Raw genomic sequence first — 16,838 nt, 5'->3', positions numbered from 1 at the left:
GCTACTCCCCCGCCTGCGGGTCGGCGGTGTCGGTGGGGGTGTCGGACGGAGTGCCGTCCTCGGCCGCGGCGGCCTCGGTGCCCTCCGCGCTGAGCGCCTGGAACTCCTCCACGGCGTCGGCGTCGGACTCGATGTGGCCGCGGGCCGCACCGGTCATCGCGGTCCCCAGGTCCTCCGCCGTGACGGTGGCCGGGTCGGCGTCGGCGACCAGACGGCCGCGGTAGATCACCCGGATGGTGTCGGAGAGCCCGATCAGCTCGTCCAGGTCGGCGGAGATCAGCAGGACGGCCAGACCGGCCCGCTGGGCGACCCGGATGTGCTCCCAGATCTGCGCCTGCGCGCCGACGTCCACACCGCGGGTGGGGTGGGCGGCGATCAGCAGCTTGGGCTCGTGGCTCATCTCGCGGCCGATGATCAGCTTCTGCTGGTTGCCGCCGGAGAGCGACGCCGCGGTGACCTCGATGCCGGGGGTGCGGACGTCGTACTCCTCGACGATCCGCTGGGTGTCCTTGCGGGCACCGGCCGGGTCGAGCAGCACGCCCTTGGAGTTCGGGGTCTCGGTGACGTGGCCGAGGATCCGGTTCTCCCAGAGCGGGGCCTCCAGCAGCAGGCCGTGCTTGTGGCGGTCCTCGGGGATGTAGCCGATGCCGGCCTCGCGGCGGGCCCGGGTGAGGGTGCCGGAGAGGTCCTTGCCGTCGAGGGTGACGGTGCCGCCGTCCAGCGGCAGCATGCCCATGATGGCCTCGACCAGTTCGGCCTGGCCGTTGCCCTCGACGCCGGCGATGCCGAGGATCTCGCCCTTGTGGATCCGCAGCGAGATGTCGTCCAGCACCACGCGCTCGATGCCCTCGGCATCGGTCTTGGCGATCCGCAGGTCCCGGACGTCCAGCATCTCGTCGGTGGTGACGGTCGACTCGCGGCTCTCCGGGGAGGGCAGCTCGGCGCCGACCATCATCTCGGCGAGCTGGCGGGCGGTCACGTTGCCCGGGTCGGCGTCGCCGACCGTGGTGCCGCGCCGGATGACGCTGATCGCGTCCGCCACCGAGAGCACCTCGTGCAGCTTGTGCGAGATGAAGATGACGGTGACGCCCTCGGACTTGAGCTCGCGCAGGTTGTCGAAGAGCGCCTCGACCTCCTGCGGGACGAGGACGGCGGTGGGCTCGTCGAGGATCAGGATCTTGGCGCCGCGGTAGAGCACCTTGAGGATCTCGACCCGCTGGCGGTCGGCCACGCCCAGGTCCTCGACCAGCGCGTCCGGGCGCACGCCCAGGCCGTACTGGTCGGAGATCTCCTTGATCTTCGCCTTGGCCTTGCCGCCGATGCCGTGGATCTTCTCGCCGCCGAGGACGACGTTCTCCCAGACGGTGAGGTTGTCGGCGAGCATGAAGTGCTGGTGCACCATGCCGATGCCACGCGCGATGGCGTCGCCCGGGGTGTTGAACTCGCACAGCTCACCGTTGATCGCGATGGTGCCCTCGTCCGGCTTCTGCATGCCGTAGAGGATCTTCATCAGCGTCGACTTGCCGGCGCCGTTCTCACCCATGAGGGCGTGGACGGTGCCGGTGCGGACGGTGAGGTTGATGTCGTGGTTGGCCACGACGCCGGGGAAGCGCTTGGTGATTCCGCGCAGTTCGACGGCCGGTGTCGCCGTCCCCGCGCTGGGGGTACCGCCCTTGCTGAGGGCGGGGTCGGATGCGGTGATGGCGATCTCCTGGTGGTCTGGAGGCGCGTCGTTGCGCTGGAGGGCCAAGAAAAAACGGTGGGGTACGGGACGGGGCCCGGGGGTACGCACTGAGCGCACCCTTCCGGGCCCCTCCCTGATGCTGCGTCAATCATTGCGCTGCCGGGCAGACGGCAGCGGCAGCGACGTCCGGGCGCGCCTTACGGAGCGGTCGGGACGGTGGTGGCGCCGCTCTTGATGGCGGTGGCGGCGTCGTTGAGCTTGCCCTGGATGTCGTCGATCTTGCCGCCGGTGGTGGCGAGCGAGACGCCGTCGGCCTTCAGGTCGAAGTTCTTCACGCCGGTGAAGACGCTGCCCTTCTTGGCCGAGTCGATGTAGGCGAAGACGGCCTTGTCGACGTTCTTCACCATCGAGGTCAGGATGCTGTTCTTGTACTTCGCCAGGGCCGGCTGGGCGGCCTGGTCGGAGTCGACGCCGATGGCCAGCTTGCCGGCGTTGGCGACGGCCTCGATGGCGCCGTTGCCGGAGGAACCGGCGGCGGTGTAGATGACGTCCGCGCCCTTGTCGAGCTGACCCTGCGCGGCCTCCTTGCCCTTGTCGGGCGAGTTGAAGCCGGAGAAGTCCGGGGGCGTGGTCAGGTAGGTGGTCTCGACCGCGATGCTCGGGTCGACCGACTTCACACCCGCCTTGTAGCCCGCCTCGAACTTCTTGATGAGCTCGGACTGCACGCCGCCGATGAAGCCGACGTGCTTGGTCTTGGACTTGAGGGCCGCGGCCACACCGGCCAGGTACGAGCCCTCCTGCTCCGAGAAGGTCAGCGAGGTGACGTTGCTCGGCTGGGTGTCGGACGCCGAGTCGATGATCGCGAACTTGGTGTTCGGGTTCTCCTTGGCGACCTTCTCGACGGCACCCTGGTAGACGAAGCCCACCGCGATGATCGGGTTGTAGCCGGCGGTGACCAGGTTCTTGAGCCGGGTCTCCTTGTCGGCCTCGGCCTCACCGGTCTTGGCGTCGGCCTCGGTGACGGCGACACCCAGCTCGGCCTTGGCCTTGTCCAGGCCGCGCGCGGCGGAGTCGTTGAACGACTGGTCGCCACGGCCACCGATGTCGTAGGCCATACCGACCTTCAGGCCGCCCTCGGAGGAGCCGGACGAAGCGGTCGTGTCGTTGCTCTTTGCGCCGCAAGCGGCGAGCGAGGCAATGCCCAGGGAACCCGAGAGCACAACCGCAGCGAGCTTAGTTGAACGGCGCAAGGGAGTATCTCCTTCTCACACGCACCCGTTTAGCGTGGTCGGACGCCACCGTAACGCGCGTAGAACACGGTTGGGTCACAGGCTGCCGGAGCATTCGGGTTGTTATCAAACCGTGGTCTCGCGGCCTCCCCGAGGCCCCTTTCCCGTACGCGGAGGGTGGTCGGAACTGGCGCTGCCCAGTGTACGTAACCGCTCATAAAGCACTGAATCCGACAACTCGGGCACTGCGTCGACTACGCTTCGTCGGCCTCCAGTGCCAGCGCCGCGAACAGCTCCACGCCGATCCCGATCGCCCGCTCGTCCACGTCGAAGCGGCCCTGGTGCAGATCACGGACCGTGGTGTCGCCGGGGGCGCGGACGCCGAGCCGGGCCAGAGCGCCCGGGGCGTGCTCCAGGTACCAGGAGAAGTCCTCCCCGCCGAGGCTCTGCTCGGTGTCCTCCACCACCTGGCGGCCGTCCCGGCCGAACCGGGCCGTCATGGCGGCCTCCAGCAGACCCACCGAGACCGCCTCGTTGACCACCGGCGGCACCCCGCGGTGGTAGTCGAGCGTCCACTTCGCCCGGTAGGTCTCGGCCAGCTTGGCGATCAGCTCGTGCAGCAGGTCCGGCGCCTCGCGCCAGCCCGCGAGCTCCAGGCAGCGGACGGTGCCCTCCAGCTCGGCGTGCTGCGGGATGACGTTGGGGGCCGAGCCCGAGGCGATCCGGCCCCAGACCAGGCTGACCCCCCAGCGCGGGTCCATCCGGCGGGACAGCGCGCCCGGCAGATCGGCGGCCATCCGCGCGATCGCGGTCACCAGGTCGGTGGTCAGGTGCGGGCGGGCGGTGTGGCCGCCGGGGCCGTCCAGGTGCAGCACCAGCCGGTCGCAGGCCGAGGTGATGGCCCCGGTGCGCAGCGCGATCCGGCCCGCCTCCACCTTCGGGTCGCAGTGCACCGCGAAGATCCGGCCGACGCCGTCCATCCCGCCGGCCTTGATCACGTCCAGCGCCCCGCCCGGCATGACCTCCTCGGCGGGCTGGAAGACCAGCCGGACCGGACGGCGCAGCTCACCGGAGCGGGCCGCCGCGGCCAACACCAGCGCGGTGCCCAGCACCACCGAGGTGTGCACGTCGTGGCCGCAGGCGTGGGCCCGGCCGGCGACGGTGGAGCGGTACGGCACGTCCGTCTTGGCGTCGTCGATCGGCAGCGCGTCGATGTCGGCGCGGAAGGCCAGGAACTCGGCGTCGCGCGCCGTCCCGGCCGGCACGATGTCGACGATCATCCCGGTGCCGCCGGGCAGCACCCGGGGGGCAAGACCGGCCGCCGTCAGCCGGTCGCGCAGCAGACCGGTGGTGCGGAACTCCTGGCGGCCCAGCTCCGGGTGGCGGTGCAGATCGCGGCGGAAGGCGATCAGCTCCGGCTCCAGCGCCGTGACCCGGTCGCGCAGACCGGCGACGGGGTGGGCAGCGGTGAGCGTGATGGCCGACTGGGCGGACTCAGGACGGTTCATCTCAACAAGGGTAGGCCTCTTGGGGGGTTTTGGCCTGACTTCCCGCAAAGAAGTCCCCGTATGGGCGCATAGTGGCTGAGCAGATGGGTATGACATCTCGTTTCAGTCGCCTTCCCCGGGTTGAGTGCCCTGTGCAACGACCGCCCGCGCCGACGGTCACGGGCCACTCGGACGGCGGATTGACGAGCCCTCAGAACCGTTCGGCGGGCGCGTACGTCCCCCACACCTCGCGCAGCGCGTCGCAGACCTCGCCCACCGTGGCGCGGGCGGCCAGCGCCTCCTTCATCGGGTACAGCACGTTGTCCCGCCCCTCCGCGGCCCGGCGCAGCGCGCCGAGCGCGCGGCCCACCGCCGAGGAGTCGCGCCCGGCAGCTGCCGCTAGCGGGCGTTGGACTCGGCGGCGGTACCGAAGCCGGCGTACTGGCGCATCGTCCGGGGCCGACCGGTGTACATCGACGGGTGGACGCCCCGGGTGTACGGGTACTCCCCGGGGCCGCCCAGGCGTTCCCCCGGGTCCCAGCCCTCCAGCGCCTCCGGCCCGTACAGCGGCTCGACGGGGAAGCCCGACTCGGTGCGGCGCGGCTCGGCTGCCATGGGTCCCTCCACGGGATCGGCGGGCGGTTCACCGCCCTTCGCGGTGCGACGCGCCCTGCCTTCGCAAGGTAACGGCTCCCGGCCCGGCGTGGGCGGAGCCGGTGCCATTGAGATGATCGGGTGAGCGACCGAGGTACTTCCCCCGACCGACCTGATCCCCAGGGAGTGGCAATGACCGAGCAGAAGGTGGCCGTGGTCACCGGTGCCAGCAGTGGAATCGGCGCGGCGACCGCCCGCCGGCTCGCGGCCGAGGGCTTCGAGGTGGTGCTGACCGCCCGCCGCACCGAGCGGATCGAGGAGCTCGCCAAGGAGCTCGGCGGGCGCGCCCACACCCTGGACGTCACCGACCGGGCGGCCGTGGACGCCTTCGCGGCCGAGGTCGGCCGGGTGGACGTCCTGGTCAACAACGCCGGCGGGGCGATCGGCGCGGAGTCGGTCGAGTCCGCCGACCCGGCCGACTGGCTGGCGATGTACCAGGTGAACGTGCTCGGCGTGCTGCACATGACGCAGGCGCTGCTGCCGGCGCTGCGGGCGAGCGGCGACGGTACCGTGCTGGTGCTCTCCTCCACCGCGGCGCTGGCCGCGTACGAGGGCGGCGGCGGCTACGTGGCGGCCAAGCACGCGGCGCACACCATCGCGGCCACGCTGCGGCTGGAGCTGTGCGGGGAGCCGATCCGGGTGATCGAGATCGCTCCGGGCATGGTGAAGTCCGAGGGCTTCGCCGTCACCCGCTTCCGGGGTGACGAGGAGAAGGCCGCCGCCGTGTACGCGGGCGTCGCCGAGCCGCTGACCTCGGAGGACGTCGCGGACACGGTCGGCTGGGCGGTCACCCGGCCCCCGCACGTCAACATCGACCTGCTGGTGGTGCGCCCGCGGGCCCAGGCCGCGAACCACAAGGTGCACCGGGCCTGACGCCGGCCGCGCGGGCGGGCGGCCCCCCGGCCCGGGGGCAAGATCGAACATGTCACCCGGCAGTGATACACACGTGCGATGACATCTCTTCGGGCCGCCCGCCCGCGCGTTCTGCTGACCGCTTTCGCGGTCAGCACCCTGCTTCTCGGTTCCGCCTGCAACGACACCGCCAAGCCCGCCCAGGACCAGGCCGCCGCGACCCCGTCGGCCGCCCCGGCCGCGCCGACGCCCACCGCGACGCCGACGCCCACCCCCAAGCCCACCGGCGCCGACGACCCGGCGCTCAAGCCCTTCTACGGCCAGCAGATCTCCTGGGCGGCCTGCCCGGCCGACCCGCAGGCCGAGAAGGCCAAGATCGACATATCCGGGATGCTCTGCGGCAAGCTGCACGTCCCGCTCGACTACGCCAACCCCGCCGTCGACGCCCTCGACATCGCGCTGATCAAGCTGCCGGCCGCCAAGCCGGACCAGAAGCTCGGCTCCCTCATGGTCAACCCGGGCGGCCCGGGCGGCTCCGGCATCGAGATGGTCAAGTACGGCGCCAAGGAGTACGACGGCGCCCTGCACAACCGCTTCGACGTGGTCGGCTTCGACCCCCGCGGCACCGGCGAGAGCTCCCCGGTGATCTGCTACGACGACAAGCAGCACGAGGCGTCCAACCAGCGCGACTCGTCGCTGGACCCGGTGGTCCGCAAGGCCGACCACGTCAAGTACGCCACCGAACACGCCGCCGCCTGCCAGGAGAAGTCCGGCAAGCTGCTGCCCTTCGTCGGCACCCGCAACACCGCCCGCGACCTGGACGTGCTGCGCGCCGTCGTCGGCGACAGGAAGCTCAACTACCTCGGCATCTCCTACGGCACCTACCTCGGCGCGCTCTACGCCGAGCAGTTCCCGCAGAACACCGGCCGGCTGATCCTGGACGGTGCCGTCGACCCCGCCCAGGACGGGCTGGAGCACGGCATCGACCAGCAGGTGGGCTTCGAGAAGTCCTTCGAGCGCTTCGCCGCCGACTGCGTGCAGAACCACGCGGCCGAGTGCCCGCTCGGCAAGGACCCGGCCAAGGCCGCCCAGAAGGCCGCCGACTTCCTCGACGGGCTGCGCGAGCACCCGATGACCGCCAAGGACGGCCGCAAGCTCGGCGCCGACCTGGCCTGGACCGGCACCATCCAGATGCTCTACGGCGACGAGAAGACGTCCTGGACGTACCTGCGCAACGCGCTCGGCTGGGCCATGCTCGGCAAGAAGGGCGACTACCTGCTCGCCTTCGCCGACGAGTACAACGGCCGCGACGAGAACGGCCACTACAGCCCGATGGAGGAGGCCAACAGCGCGATCAGCTGCGCCGACCGCAGCCGCCCGGCCCCCACCCCCGAGCGCGCCCAGCAGGCCGTGGCCAGGCTCCAGGCCGAGGCCCCGCTGCTGTCCAAGGGCGTCTCGGTGGACGACTACAGCGAGCCGTCCTGCGCGTACTGGCCCTTCAAGACGACCGAGCAGCCGCACACCGTGCGCGCCGAGGGCAGCGCGCCGATCCTGGTGGTCGGCACCACCGGTGACCCGGCCACCCCGTACGCCTCCGCCGAGGCGCTCGCGAAGGGCTTCGCCAACGCCACCCTGCTGACCCGGGTCGGCGAGGGGCACGGCGCGTTCGGCAAGGGCAACGGCTGCGTCGACGCCGCGCTGGAGGCGTACCTGGTGGAGGGCACCGTGCCGGCCGCCGGGACCCGCTGCTCCTGAGGGTCGCCACCCGCGAATGGCCTGGACCATTAGCAGATGAGCGTGGGGAGGGCGCTGACACCGAGGTGTCAACGTCACAACTTGATAGCTCGATCGGATGAATTCCGCGTGCGCCCTCCCCAACTGATGACTGCTCAACTACCGTTGAGCCGCTGCCCGGCGGGTCCCGGAACCCGCCCCGCAGCCCCATACTTCACCTGCTTCACCACCCCTTCCACCGGCACCTTCCCGCCCTCACGAGGAGGACCCGCTGGCCAGCGACATCCCGTCACCGCGGCTCGATCCCAGTTCCGAGCCGACCCTCCTCGGGTTGCACCGCTTCAACGAGGCCGACGCCGGCGCGGCCGAGGAAGCCCTCCTCGCCTGCTGCGGCAGCCACCGCTGGGCCCTGCGGCTCACCGCCCACCGGCCCTACCCCGACATAGAGTCCCTGCTGGCCGCGGCCAGCGAGGCCTCCTACGACCTGCGACCGGCCGACCTGGCCGAGGCGCTGGCGGACGAGAGCTGGATGCCGCAGCCGCTCCTGGGCATGCGCGCACCCGGCAGCCAGGCGGCCCACACCGCCCTTCGCGCCGCCCACGCCGCGTACGAGGCCCGGTTCGGGCATGTCTTCGTGGTCTGCCTGGACGGCGTGGCCCCCGAGGAGATGCTCGACACCGTGCTCAGCTCGATCCGCACGCGACTGGCGCACGACCCGGACGAGGAGCGGTTGATCGCCTCGGACGAGCTGCGCCGGATCGCCCTGACCCGCCTGGAACACCTGGTCGCGACCCACTCGGAGGCCGGAGCGCGCTGAGCCGCGCCCGCCCTCACCCGCGCGTCTGCGCGGCGCGGAGTTTCACCACCTGCTGCCGGACGATCCGCTCGTCCGGCGCGGCGGCGGGCTCCGCGCCGACGCCGACCGTGGTGAGCACCGCCAGCGCCGGACCGACCCGGGCCACCACCGCGCGCTGGGAGAGCGCCACCGTGCCCGACTCACTCGTCAGGGTGAACCCGGTCACCGCGTCCGCTCCCCCGGGCGTGGGCGTGTCGTCCCGGATCAGCCGGTGCCTGGTCCGCACCGGCTTGCGGCTCTTCTCCGCCGGCGGTGGCGGAGCGGTCGACACGAACGAGGCGCACGGGCCGAACAACTTCTCCAGCTCCGCCTGCAGCTGCGCCGCCCGCCCGGCCCGGTAGCCGAGCAGCCCTCCGTACACGCCGCCCCTGGGGTCGGCCGCCCGCGCCACGCTCAGATCGGTCTCCGCGTACGGATCCGCCGGACCGGGCGAGGGGGTGCCGCCGCCCGCCGTCACCGCCGGGGTCACCGCGTCCAGCAGCGGCTGGCAGGCGGGCAGGTCGGAGACCTCCCGACCGCCGCCCGCCCCGGTCTCACCGTGACCGGGCGTCATCACCGTCACCGTGTAGCCCGCCCCCAGATCGGCGTCGGCCACGGCGGCCGCCCGCAGCTCGGCGGCGGACAGCTCGCGGGCCGGCCGGACCCGGTCGGCGGAGCCGCCGACCGTGGTGCAGCCCACGGCGAGCAGCAGGACGCCGACCGCGACGGCGGCGGACGGACGGCGGGGCGGGCTCACTGGCACGGGGGCCTCGGCAGGATGTCGGCGAAGGAGCGGGCGGCCACGGTAGCGCAACCGGACGGTCACGCTGGGTGCCCGAAACCGCTCCGGTTCCCGCCGCACTAGGCCAGTCGTGCCTGATTGATCACACCTCGGGCCCCCGGAGGCGGTTCACAGAAAGGCGTCGATAGGATGCTGGCGGCCGGTGGACCGTACCCGGCCGGGCTGACCGACACCGAAGCCGGCCGAGCCCCCAATCGCTTCCGGAGGGTTTTTCCGTGCCGGCTGGAACGCTGTACCGCGGCCGGGAAGGCATGTGGAGCTGGGTGGCTCATCGAGTCACCGGCGTCCTCATCTTCTTCTTCCTGTTCGCCCATGTCCTGGACACCGCACTGGTGCGAGTGTCGCCCGAGGCGTACGACTCTGTGATTCAGACGTACAAGACGCCTCTGGTGAACCTGATGGAGTACGGCCTGGTGGCCGCCATCCTGTTCCACGCCCTCAACGGCCTGCGGGTCGTCGCCGTCGACTTCTGGTCGAAGGGCCCGAAGTTCCAGAAGCAGATGCTCTGGACCGTGGTCGGGGTGTGGGTCGTCCTGATGGCGGGCGCCTTCTACCCGATCCTTCAGCACACGCTGACCTCTTGGTTCGGGAAGTGATCTGAGACATGACCACGGAATACTCCGACGCCCTGGTGGTCCCCTCCGCCCAGGCGCACACCGGCAAGGGCCTCGGCACCGGCAACCCCGCCGACGCCTTTGTGGTCGAGCCGGCCCGCCAGCGGACCAAGAAGACCCCGCGCCGCACCCGGACCAACTTCGAGATGCTGGCCTGGCTCTTCATGCGCCTGTCCGGCATCGTCCTGGTGGTGCTGATCCTCGGCCACCTGCTGATCATGCTGGTGCTCGACGGCGGCGTCTCCAAGATCGGCTTCGCCTTCGTGGCCGGCCGCTGGGCCTCGCCGTTCTGGCAGGGCTGGGACCTCCTGATGCTCTGGCTCGCCATGCTCCACGGCGCCAACGGCATGCGGACGGTCATCAACGACTACGCCGAGAAGGACTCCACCCGGCTCTGGCTGAAGGGCCTCATGGGTGCCGCCACGGTCTTCACCGTGCTGCTCGGCACCCTGGTGATCTTCACGTTCGACCCGAACATCTGACGACACAGCATCTAATCGGCAATCGGCAGAGGCCAGAGGCGAGTTAGAACCCCCATGCAGATTCACCAGTACGACACCGTCATCGTCGGCGCCGGTGGCGCCGGCATGCGCGCGGCCATCGAGTCGACCCAGCGCAGCCGCACCGCGGTGCTGACCAAGCTCTACCCCACCCGGTCCCACACCGGCGCGGCCCAGGGCGGCATGTGCGCCGCCCTCGCCAACGTCGAGGAGGACAACTGGGAGTGGCACACCTTCGACACGGTCAAGGGTGGTGACTACCTGGTCGACCAGGACGCCGCCGAGATCATGTGCAAGGAGGCCATCGACGCCGTCCTCGACCTGGAGAAGATGGGCCTGCCCTTCTCCCGCACCGAGCAGGGACGGATCGACCAGCGCCGCTTCGGCGGCCACTCCCGCAACCACGGCGAGGCCCCGGTCCGCCGGTCCTGCTACGCGGCGGACCGCACCGGTCACATGATCCTCCAGACGCTGTTCCAGAACTGCGTCAAGCACGGCGTCGAGTTCTTCAACGAGTTCTACGTCCTCGACCTGCTGATCAACGAGGGCAGGACGGCCGGCGTCGTCGCCTACGAGCTGGCCACCGGCGAGATCCACGTCTTCCAGGCCAAGTCCGTCGTGTTCGCCTCCGGCGGCACCGGCAAGTTCTTCAAGGTCTCCTCCAACGCCCACACCCTCACCGGTGACGGCCAGGCCCTGGTCTACCGCCGCGGCCTGCCGCTGGAGGACATGGAGTTCTTCCAGTTCCACCCGACGGGCATCTGGCGCATGGGCATCCTGCTCACCGAGGGCGCCCGCGGCGAGGGCGGCATCCTGCGCAACAAGGACGGCGAGCGCTTCATGGAGCGCTACGCCCCCGTCATGAAGGACCTCGCGTCCCGTGACGTCTGCTCCCGCGCGATCTACACCGAGATCCGCGAAGGCCGCGGCTGCGGTCCGGACGGCGACCACGTCTACCTGGACCTCACCCACCTGCCGCCGGAGCAGCTGGACGCCAAGCTCCCGGACATCACGGAGTTCGCGCGCACCTACCTCGGCATCGAGCCCTACACGGACCCGATCCCGATCCAGCCCACCGCGCACTACGCGATGGGCGGCATCCCGACCAACGTCGAGGGTGAGGTCCTGCGCAACAACACCGACGTCGTCCCGGGCCTGTACGCGGCCGGCGAGGTCGCCTGCGTCTCCGTGCACGGCGCCAACCGGCTCGGCACCAACTCGCTGCTGGACATCAACGTGTTCGGCAAGCGCGCGGGCATCGCCGCCGCCGACTACGCGCAGACGGTGGAGTACACCGAGCTGCCCGAGAACCCGGCCGAGAAGGTGCAGGCGCTGGTCGACGGCCTGCGCGAGTCCACCGGCACCGAGTCCGTGGCGCAGATCCGCAAGGAGCTGCAGGAGACCATGGACGCCAACGCCATGGTCTACCGCACCGGCGCGACCCTGAAGCAGGCGGTCGAGGACATCGCCGCCCTGCGGGAGCGCTACAAGAACGTCGCCATCCAGGACAAGGGCTTCCGCTACAACACGGACCTCCTTGAGGCCGTCGAGCTGGGCAACCTGCTCGACCTGGCCGAGGTGCTGGCGGTCTCCGCGCTCGCCCGCGAGGAGTCGCGCGGCGGTCACTACCGCGAGGACTTCCCGACCCGTGACGACGTGAAGTTCATGCAGCACACCATGGCGTACCAGGAGGTTGCCGAGGACGGCACCACCTCCATCCGCCTCGACTACAAGCCGGTCGTCACGACCCGCTACCAGCCGATGGAGCGTAAGTACTGATGAGCACTCCGACTGTGGAGAAGCACTCGGCCGCTCTGGACGCGGTCGAGGCGGGCGGCGTCGAGCTGATCACCGTCACCTTCCGGATCCGCCGGTTCAACCCGGAGGAGCACCCGGACCCGGTGTGGGTCGACTACCAGCTGACCCTGGACCCGAAGGAGCGCGTCCTGGACGCGCTCAACAAGATCAAGTGGGAGCAGGACGGCACCCTCACGTACCGCCGTTCCTGCGCGCACGGCATCTGCGGCTCCGACGCGATGCGGATCAACGGCCGCAACCGGCTGGCGTGCAAGACCCTGATCAAGGACGTCAACCCGGAGAAGCCGATCACGATCGAGGCCATCAAGGGCCTCACGGTCCTCAAGGACCTGGTCGTGGACATGGACCCGTTCTTCCAGGCGTACAAGGACGTCATGCCGTTCCTCATCACCAAGGGGAACGACCCGACCCGCGAGCGCCTGCAGTCCGCCGAGGACCGCGAGCGGTTCGACGACACCACCAAGTGCATCCTGTGCGCCGCGTGCACGTCGTCCTGCCCGGTCTTCTGGAACGACGGCCAGTACTTCGGCCCGGCCGCGATCGTCAACGCGCACCGCTTCATCTTCGACTCGCGCGACGAGGGTGCGGAGCAGCGGCTGGAGATCCTCAACGACCGTGAGGGCGTCTGGCGCTGCCGGACCACCTTCAACTGCTCGGAGGCCTGCCCGCGTGGCATCGAGGTCACCAAGGCGATCCAGGAAGTGAAGCGGGCGCTCGTCACCCGCCGCTTCTGAGCCCTGCGGCACGACGGAGGCCCCGCCCGATCCCCGGATCGGGCGGGGCCTCCGCGCATGCCGCGCCCCTCGAATCCCCACCCTTGTCGAAGGTCGAACGGTGAGGATCTTGCCAGCGGGGTCCGACAGGGGCGACCGGAATTTCAGTCGGCGGCGGGCTCGCGGCGGGTCGCGCGCAGGCCGCGGACGCCGACGGCGCCGACGACCACGCCGAGGACGAAGGAGGTCACGGCGAGCAGCAGGTGGATCCAGAAGAAGGCGGTCGGCTGGGAGTGGTCGCCGCCGGTGAAGGCCTGGCCGCCGGAGTCCTTCCAGAGGTTCTTGACGAAGGTGATCCAGATGATCATGGACCAGACGCCGAAGGCGGTCAGGAACCAGGAGGTGCGGCGGCTGAGCTTCATGGACGGTCCTCGGCGGCTGACGTGAAGATGGTGTGCGGCTCCAGTATGCGCGGGCGGCCGTTCGGCGTACGGCGGCCCCCTCCTGCGGAGGACGGGCCCGGGGTGGCGGACGGCGGAGCCCCGGACTGGGTACGGTCAGCTGGTGCCCACACGCCGTAAGCTCGCACACCTGCTCGCCGCGTACGCCGCGGTGCTCCCCGTTCTGCTCGCCGCCCCGGCGGCCGTCGCGGCCCCGCACGAACCGCCTCCCCCGCCGGCCGCGATCGGTGGCGAGCGACTGGGGCTCTCCGGTGTCCAGGTGGCCCCGCTGGCCGGCGCGCCGGCCCTGCCGGGGGATCCCACCGGGCGGTCCTGGATAGTCGCCGACGCCGCGTCAGGAGCGGTGCTCGCCGCCAGCAATCCACATCTGCGGCTCGCGCCGGCCAGCACCCTGAAGATCCTCTTCGCGGACACCGTGCTGCCCAAGTTCGACCGCGACCTGGTGCACCGGGTCGCGGACGCGGAGATCCAGGGGATCGGCCCCGGCAGCAGCCTGGTCGGCATCAAGGAGGACCTGGACTACAAGGTCGAGGACCTCTGGCGCGGGGTGTTCCTCAGCTCCGGCAACGACGCGGTGCACGTCCTGTCGCACATGAACGGCGGGGTCCAGCAGACCGTCACCGAGATGCAGGCCCGCGCGAACGCGCTGCAGGCCCGGGACACCCGGGTGGTCTCCCCGGACGGCTACGACATGGACGGCCAGGTCTCCTCGGCCTACGACCTCACCCTGTTCGCCCGGGCCGGGCTGCGCAATCCCGACTTCCGGATGTACTGCGCCACCCGGGACGCCCTGTTCCCCGGCGCGGTGGACAAGAACAGCGGCCAGCGCGGCAGCTTCGGGATCGCCAACACCGACCGGCTGCTCGGCAAGTACCCGGGCCTGATCGGTGTGAAGAACGGTTTCACCACCGAGGCCGGCTCGACCTTCGTCGGAGCCGCCGAGCGCAACGGCCGCACCCTGCTGGTGACCGTGATGCACCCGACGACCTACCAGAAGGTCTACGACGAGACGGCGGCGCTGCTGGACTGGGGGTTCGCGGCGGCCGACAAGGTCACCCCGGTCGGCCGGCTGGTGGACGAGGCGCCGGCCGGTGAGCCGACGCCGACCGGCCAGGCGGGCGGCACCGCCGGCGCGCCCGCGCCCCCGCCGCACCCGTCACCGGCGGGCTCGGCGCCGGCGGGCTCGGCACCGGACCGGGCCGCCCCGGCCGGTGACGGCGCCGCCGGGATCGGCCCGGCCGGCTGGGCGGCGATCGCGCTCGCCCTCACCGCGGGCGGCGCCGGTGCGCTGTTCCTGCTGCGGCGGCGCGGCCGGCCCACCGCCGGCTGACGGGCACCGCCCCGGGCCCGGCCTCACTCCTGGGGCCGGGCCTTCGGCGTGCCCTCCCGTTCCGCCGTCTCCTCCTCGTCGGCGGCCCGCACCATGGCCAGGGCCCGCGCGCGGGCCCGGTCACGGGCGGCGGCCGGGTCGGCCGTCGCCGTCCAGGCGACGCAGTACATCAGCAGCCGGGAGACGAAGTTGATCCAGAGCAGCAGCGCCACCGGGACACCGAAGGCCCCGTAGAGGCTCTTCCCGGCGACCGAGCCCAGGTAGGAGGCGAGCAGGATCTTCAGCAGTTCGAAGCCGACCCCGCCGATCAGCGCGCCCAGCAGCACGTCCCGCCGGTGCTGGCCGCCGATCCGGGGGAAGGGCGCCAGCAGGTAGGCGAAGAGCACCATGTCGGAGCCGACCGCGATCAGCAGGCCGACGCCGGTCAGCAGGTAGCCGCCGGGGCCGCCGGTCCCGAGGCCGATCCAGCCCGCGATCCGGCCGGCCAGCGTCGTCCCGGCGGCGGAGGCGGCCAGCGAGAAGAGCGAGACCAGGCCCAGGCCGCCCAGCACCACACAGTCCCAGACCTTGCGCAGGACGGGGTTGCCGTCCTCCTCCGGCAGCTGCCAGATGTCCCGGATCGAGGTGCGCATGGTGTCCACCCAGCCGAGGCCGGAGATCAGCAGCAGCACTCCGCTGACCAGTCCGACCGCGCCGGCGTTGGCCACCAGCGAGGACAGGTTGAGCGCGTCCGAGATCCCCGGCAGCTGGTCGGAGATGCGCTTCTGGAGCTCGGCGACCCGGGAGTCGGTCAGGGTGGCGACCGCGATCGCCAGCGCCACGGTGAGCAGCGGGAAGAGCGCGAGGAAGCCGAAGAAGGTGACCGCGCCGGCCAGCCGGTTGCCGCGCGCGGCGGTGAAGTGCTCGTACGCGCGGTACGGGCGGCTGCGCAGGACCAACGTCACGAGCGGGCCGATGACCGGGAGGCGGGTGAGGAAGTCCACCTGTCCGGTTATACCGGCCGTTCGCCCGAACGGCCGTCAGGCTCGGCGGGCCGCAGGGCAGTAGACACCGGCCGAAGGCCCGCACCGGCACCACCGGCACCACCGGCACCACGGCCCCCGCGGCAACCGCGGCCGGGTCAGCGCTTCAGCAGCCGGCGGGCCCCCGCCAGCGCGCGGACCGTCCGGTAGGCGCCGTAGCGGCCGCGGCTCAGCAGCTCGGTGCGCACGCCCGCCGCCCCGGCGGGCGGCGTGTAGCCGGCCGGGCGCAGCCGGGCGCAGTGCCCGGCCGCCTGCCGGAAGTACGCGCGGCGGTCGCCGGGCGGGACCCGGCCGGGCCTGGAGACCACGGTGTTGAGGTGGTGCAGCATCCGGCCGTAGACCACCGGGCGCCAGCGGTCGAGGTCCGGGCGGCGGTCCAGGAAGGCGAAGACCAGGTCGTACTGGGCGAAGACGTCGAAGTGCTTGCGCGAGGCGGTGGCGAGGATGTTGCCGCCCTCCTGGCGCTGGCGGTAGTGCACGCCGACCCGGTCGAGCAGGGTGATGCTCGCCGCGGCGAGCAGCGCCGGGTACGTCCAGGGGGTGTCCTCGTAGTACCCGGCCGGGAAGACGAGGCCCTGCTCGGTGACGAAGTCGCGGCGGTAGGCCTTGTTCCAGACCACCTGCAGCAGGTCCAGCAGGTCGGGGCGGCGGTCGAGGTCGAAGACGTCCGGGGAGTCGGCGCCGAAGACGTGCGCCGAGGCGGCCCGGGTGATCCGGCCGTCGGCGTAGGTGCGGGCGTAGTCGTAGACCAGGACGTCCGGGTCGCCGCCGGCCGCCAGCCGGTCGTCGACCGCCCCGAGCAGGCCGGGCGTCAGCGTGTCGTCGCTGTCCAGGAAGATCACGTACTCGCCGGTGGCGACCGCCAGGCCGGCGTTGCGGGCCCGGCCGAGGCCGACGTTCTCCGCCAGGTGCAGCACCCGCACGCGCGGGTCGCGGGCGGCCGCCTCGTCGAGGATCGCGCCGCAGCCGTCCGGGGAGCGGTCGTCCACCGCGATCAGTTCGAAGTCCGGGCCACTCTGGCCGAGCACCGAGTCGAGGCACTCGGGAAGGTACTCCTCGACCTTGTGAACGGGGACGATGACGCTGAAGCGGGGCATGGGCAC

The 16,838-nt window shown here is 71.4% G+C and carries 16 protein-coding genes and 1 pseudogene; 8 read left to right on the top strand and 9 right to left on the bottom strand.

Annotated elements, in window-relative coordinates; all coding sequences use genetic code 11:
- Position 1 precedes the first annotated feature (1 nt).
- The 5 genes and pseudogenes from ACFXHB_RS15170 to ACFXHB_RS15150 all read right to left on the bottom strand — a co-directional run.
- Positions 2–1,543 carry an ABC transporter ATP-binding protein gene (locus tag ACFXHB_RS15170; RefSeq protein WP_380574647.1) on the bottom strand — a complete coding sequence of 514 codons (1,542 nt, stop codon included), beginning with the start codon at positions 1,541–1,543 and terminating at the stop codon, positions 2–4.
- A gap of 338 nt (positions 1,544–1,881) precedes the next feature.
- Positions 1,882–2,934 carry a BMP family protein gene (locus tag ACFXHB_RS15165; RefSeq protein WP_380574594.1) on the bottom strand — a complete coding sequence of 351 codons (1,053 nt, stop codon included), beginning with the start codon at positions 2,932–2,934 and terminating at the stop codon, positions 1,882–1,884.
- A 233-nt stretch (positions 2,935–3,167) separates the two neighbouring features.
- Positions 3,168–4,421 (bottom strand): amidohydrolase, encoded by a 1,254-nt coding sequence (locus ACFXHB_RS15160; RefSeq protein ID WP_380574593.1) that lies wholly within the window; start codon positions 4,419–4,421, stop codon positions 3,168–3,170.
- Between the two features lie 190 nt (positions 4,422–4,611).
- Positions 4,612–4,770 carry a methylmalonyl-CoA mutase family protein gene (locus ACFXHB_RS15155; protein WP_380574591.1) on the bottom strand — a complete coding sequence of 53 codons (159 nt, stop codon included), beginning with the start codon at positions 4,768–4,770 and terminating at the stop codon, positions 4,612–4,614.
- A gap of 32 nt (positions 4,771–4,802) precedes the next feature.
- Positions 4,803–5,015, bottom strand: a pseudogene (locus ACFXHB_RS15150) (methylmalonyl-CoA mutase family protein); the annotation flags it as partial.
- Positions 5,016–5,186: 171 nt separating this feature from the next.
- Here ACFXHB_RS15150 and ACFXHB_RS15145 point away from each other — a divergent pair.
- The 3 genes from ACFXHB_RS15145 (at position 5,187) to ACFXHB_RS15135 (ending at position 8,457) form a co-directional block, all read left to right on the top strand.
- Positions 5,187–5,927, top strand: a complete 741-nt coding sequence (locus tag ACFXHB_RS15145; RefSeq protein WP_380574590.1) for an SDR family oxidoreductase — start codon at positions 5,187–5,189, stop codon at positions 5,925–5,927.
- Between the two features lie 78 nt (positions 5,928–6,005).
- Positions 6,006–7,661, top strand: a complete 1,656-nt coding sequence (locus ACFXHB_RS15140) for an alpha/beta hydrolase (protein WP_380574588.1) — start codon at positions 6,006–6,008, stop codon at positions 7,659–7,661.
- 310 nt (positions 7,662–7,971) lie between these two features.
- Positions 7,972–8,457 (top strand): 2-oxo-4-hydroxy-4-carboxy-5-ureidoimidazoline decarboxylase, encoded by a 486-nt coding sequence (locus ACFXHB_RS15135; RefSeq protein WP_380574587.1) that lies wholly within the window; start codon positions 7,972–7,974, stop codon positions 8,455–8,457.
- Between the two features lie 13 nt (positions 8,458–8,470).
- On the opposite strand, the gene ACFXHB_RS15130 is transcribed toward ACFXHB_RS15135, so the two are convergent.
- The gene (locus tag ACFXHB_RS15130) at positions 8,471–9,238 is read right to left on the bottom strand and encodes a hypothetical protein (RefSeq protein ID WP_380574586.1); all 768 of its coding nucleotides are present in this window, start codon (positions 9,236–9,238) and stop codon (positions 8,471–8,473) included.
- A 254-nt stretch (positions 9,239–9,492) separates the two neighbouring features.
- Between ACFXHB_RS15130 and sdhC the strand changes: the two genes are divergently transcribed.
- From sdhC to ACFXHB_RS15110, 4 genes are read left to right on the top strand one after another with little or no spacing between them, the layout of a single operon-like run.
- Positions 9,493–9,873: a succinate dehydrogenase, cytochrome b556 subunit gene (sdhC, locus tag ACFXHB_RS15125; RefSeq protein ID WP_360631421.1), complete on the top strand. Its 381-nt coding sequence runs from the start codon at positions 9,493–9,495 to the stop codon at positions 9,871–9,873.
- Between the two features lie 8 nt (positions 9,874–9,881).
- A complete protein-coding gene (locus ACFXHB_RS15120) occupies positions 9,882–10,373 on the top strand; it encodes a succinate dehydrogenase hydrophobic membrane anchor subunit (RefSeq protein ID WP_360631424.1) in 492 nt (163 codons plus the stop codon).
- Positions 10,374–10,427: 54 nt separating this feature from the next.
- Positions 10,428–12,170 carry a succinate dehydrogenase flavoprotein subunit gene (gene sdhA, locus ACFXHB_RS15115; protein ID WP_380574584.1) on the top strand — a complete coding sequence of 581 codons (1,743 nt, stop codon included), beginning with the start codon at positions 10,428–10,430 and terminating at the stop codon, positions 12,168–12,170.
- The gene (locus ACFXHB_RS15110) at positions 12,170–12,943 is read left to right on the top strand and encodes a succinate dehydrogenase iron-sulfur subunit (RefSeq protein WP_371518497.1); all 774 of its coding nucleotides are present in this window, start codon (positions 12,170–12,172) and stop codon (positions 12,941–12,943) included. The genes sdhA and ACFXHB_RS15110 overlap by 1 nt, the downstream gene beginning before the upstream one ends.
- Before the next feature lie 143 nt (positions 12,944–13,086).
- On the opposite strand, the gene ACFXHB_RS15105 is transcribed toward ACFXHB_RS15110, so the two are convergent.
- Positions 13,087–13,344, bottom strand: coding sequence for an SCO4848 family membrane protein (locus ACFXHB_RS15105; RefSeq protein WP_380574583.1), 258 nt, complete (start codon positions 13,342–13,344; stop codon positions 13,087–13,089).
- A gap of 142 nt (positions 13,345–13,486) precedes the next feature.
- Here ACFXHB_RS15105 and ACFXHB_RS15100 point away from each other — a divergent pair, with 142 nt between their 5' ends.
- Entirely contained in the window at positions 13,487–14,713 is a 1,227-nt protein-coding gene (locus tag ACFXHB_RS15100) for a D-alanyl-D-alanine carboxypeptidase family protein (RefSeq protein WP_380574581.1), read from the top strand.
- A gap of 23 nt (positions 14,714–14,736) precedes the next feature.
- Here the strand turns inward: ACFXHB_RS15100 and ACFXHB_RS15095 are convergent, their stop codons facing one another.
- Positions 14,737–15,696 (bottom strand): YihY/virulence factor BrkB family protein, encoded by a 960-nt coding sequence (locus tag ACFXHB_RS15095; RefSeq protein ID WP_380574579.1) that lies wholly within the window; start codon positions 15,694–15,696, stop codon positions 14,737–14,739.
- A 137-nt stretch (positions 15,697–15,833) separates the two neighbouring features.
- Entirely contained in the window at positions 15,834–16,832 is a 999-nt protein-coding gene (locus tag ACFXHB_RS15090; RefSeq protein WP_380574577.1) for a glycosyltransferase family 2 protein, read from the bottom strand.
- Between the last annotated feature and the right edge of the window lie 6 nt (positions 16,833–16,838).

Source organism: Kitasatospora sp. NPDC059327 (assembly GCF_042752535.1).
Classification (GTDB): domain Bacteria; phylum Actinomycetota; class Actinomycetes; order Streptomycetales; family Streptomycetaceae; genus Kitasatospora.
Note: the sequence above shows the minus strand (reverse complement) of the source record. Positions and strands in the feature narration are given on the sequence as shown.

Bases quoted from the DNA above. Each gene is read 5' to 3' on its own strand.
- ACFXHB_RS15170 (WP_380574647.1), bottom strand. From the start codon at position 1,543: ATGGGTGAGAACGGCGCCGGCAAGTCGACGCTGATGAAGATCCTCTAC.
- ACFXHB_RS15160 (WP_380574593.1), bottom strand. From the start codon at position 4,421: ATGAACCGTCCTGAGTCCGCCCAGTCGGCCATCACGCTCACCGCTGCC.
- ACFXHB_RS15145 (WP_380574590.1), top strand. From the start codon at position 5,187: ATGACCGAGCAGAAGGTGGCCGTGGTCACCGGTGCCAGCAGTGGAATC.
- ACFXHB_RS15140 (WP_380574588.1), top strand. From the start codon at position 6,006: ATGACATCTCTTCGGGCCGCCCGCCCGCGCGTTCTGCTGACCGCTTTC.
- ACFXHB_RS15120 (WP_360631424.1), top strand. From the start codon at position 9,882: ATGACCACGGAATACTCCGACGCCCTGGTGGTCCCCTCCGCCCAGGCG.
- sdhA (WP_380574584.1), top strand. From the start codon at position 10,428: ATGCAGATTCACCAGTACGACACCGTCATCGTCGGCGCCGGTGGCGCC.
- ACFXHB_RS15110 (WP_371518497.1), top strand. From the start codon at position 12,170: ATGAGCACTCCGACTGTGGAGAAGCACTCGGCCGCTCTGGACGCGGTC.
- ACFXHB_RS15105 (WP_380574583.1), bottom strand. From the start codon at position 13,344: ATGAAGCTCAGCCGCCGCACCTCCTGGTTCCTGACCGCCTTCGGCGTC.
- ACFXHB_RS15090 (WP_380574577.1), bottom strand. From the start codon at position 16,832: ATGCCCCGCTTCAGCGTCATCGTCCCCGTTCACAAGGTCGAGGAGTAC.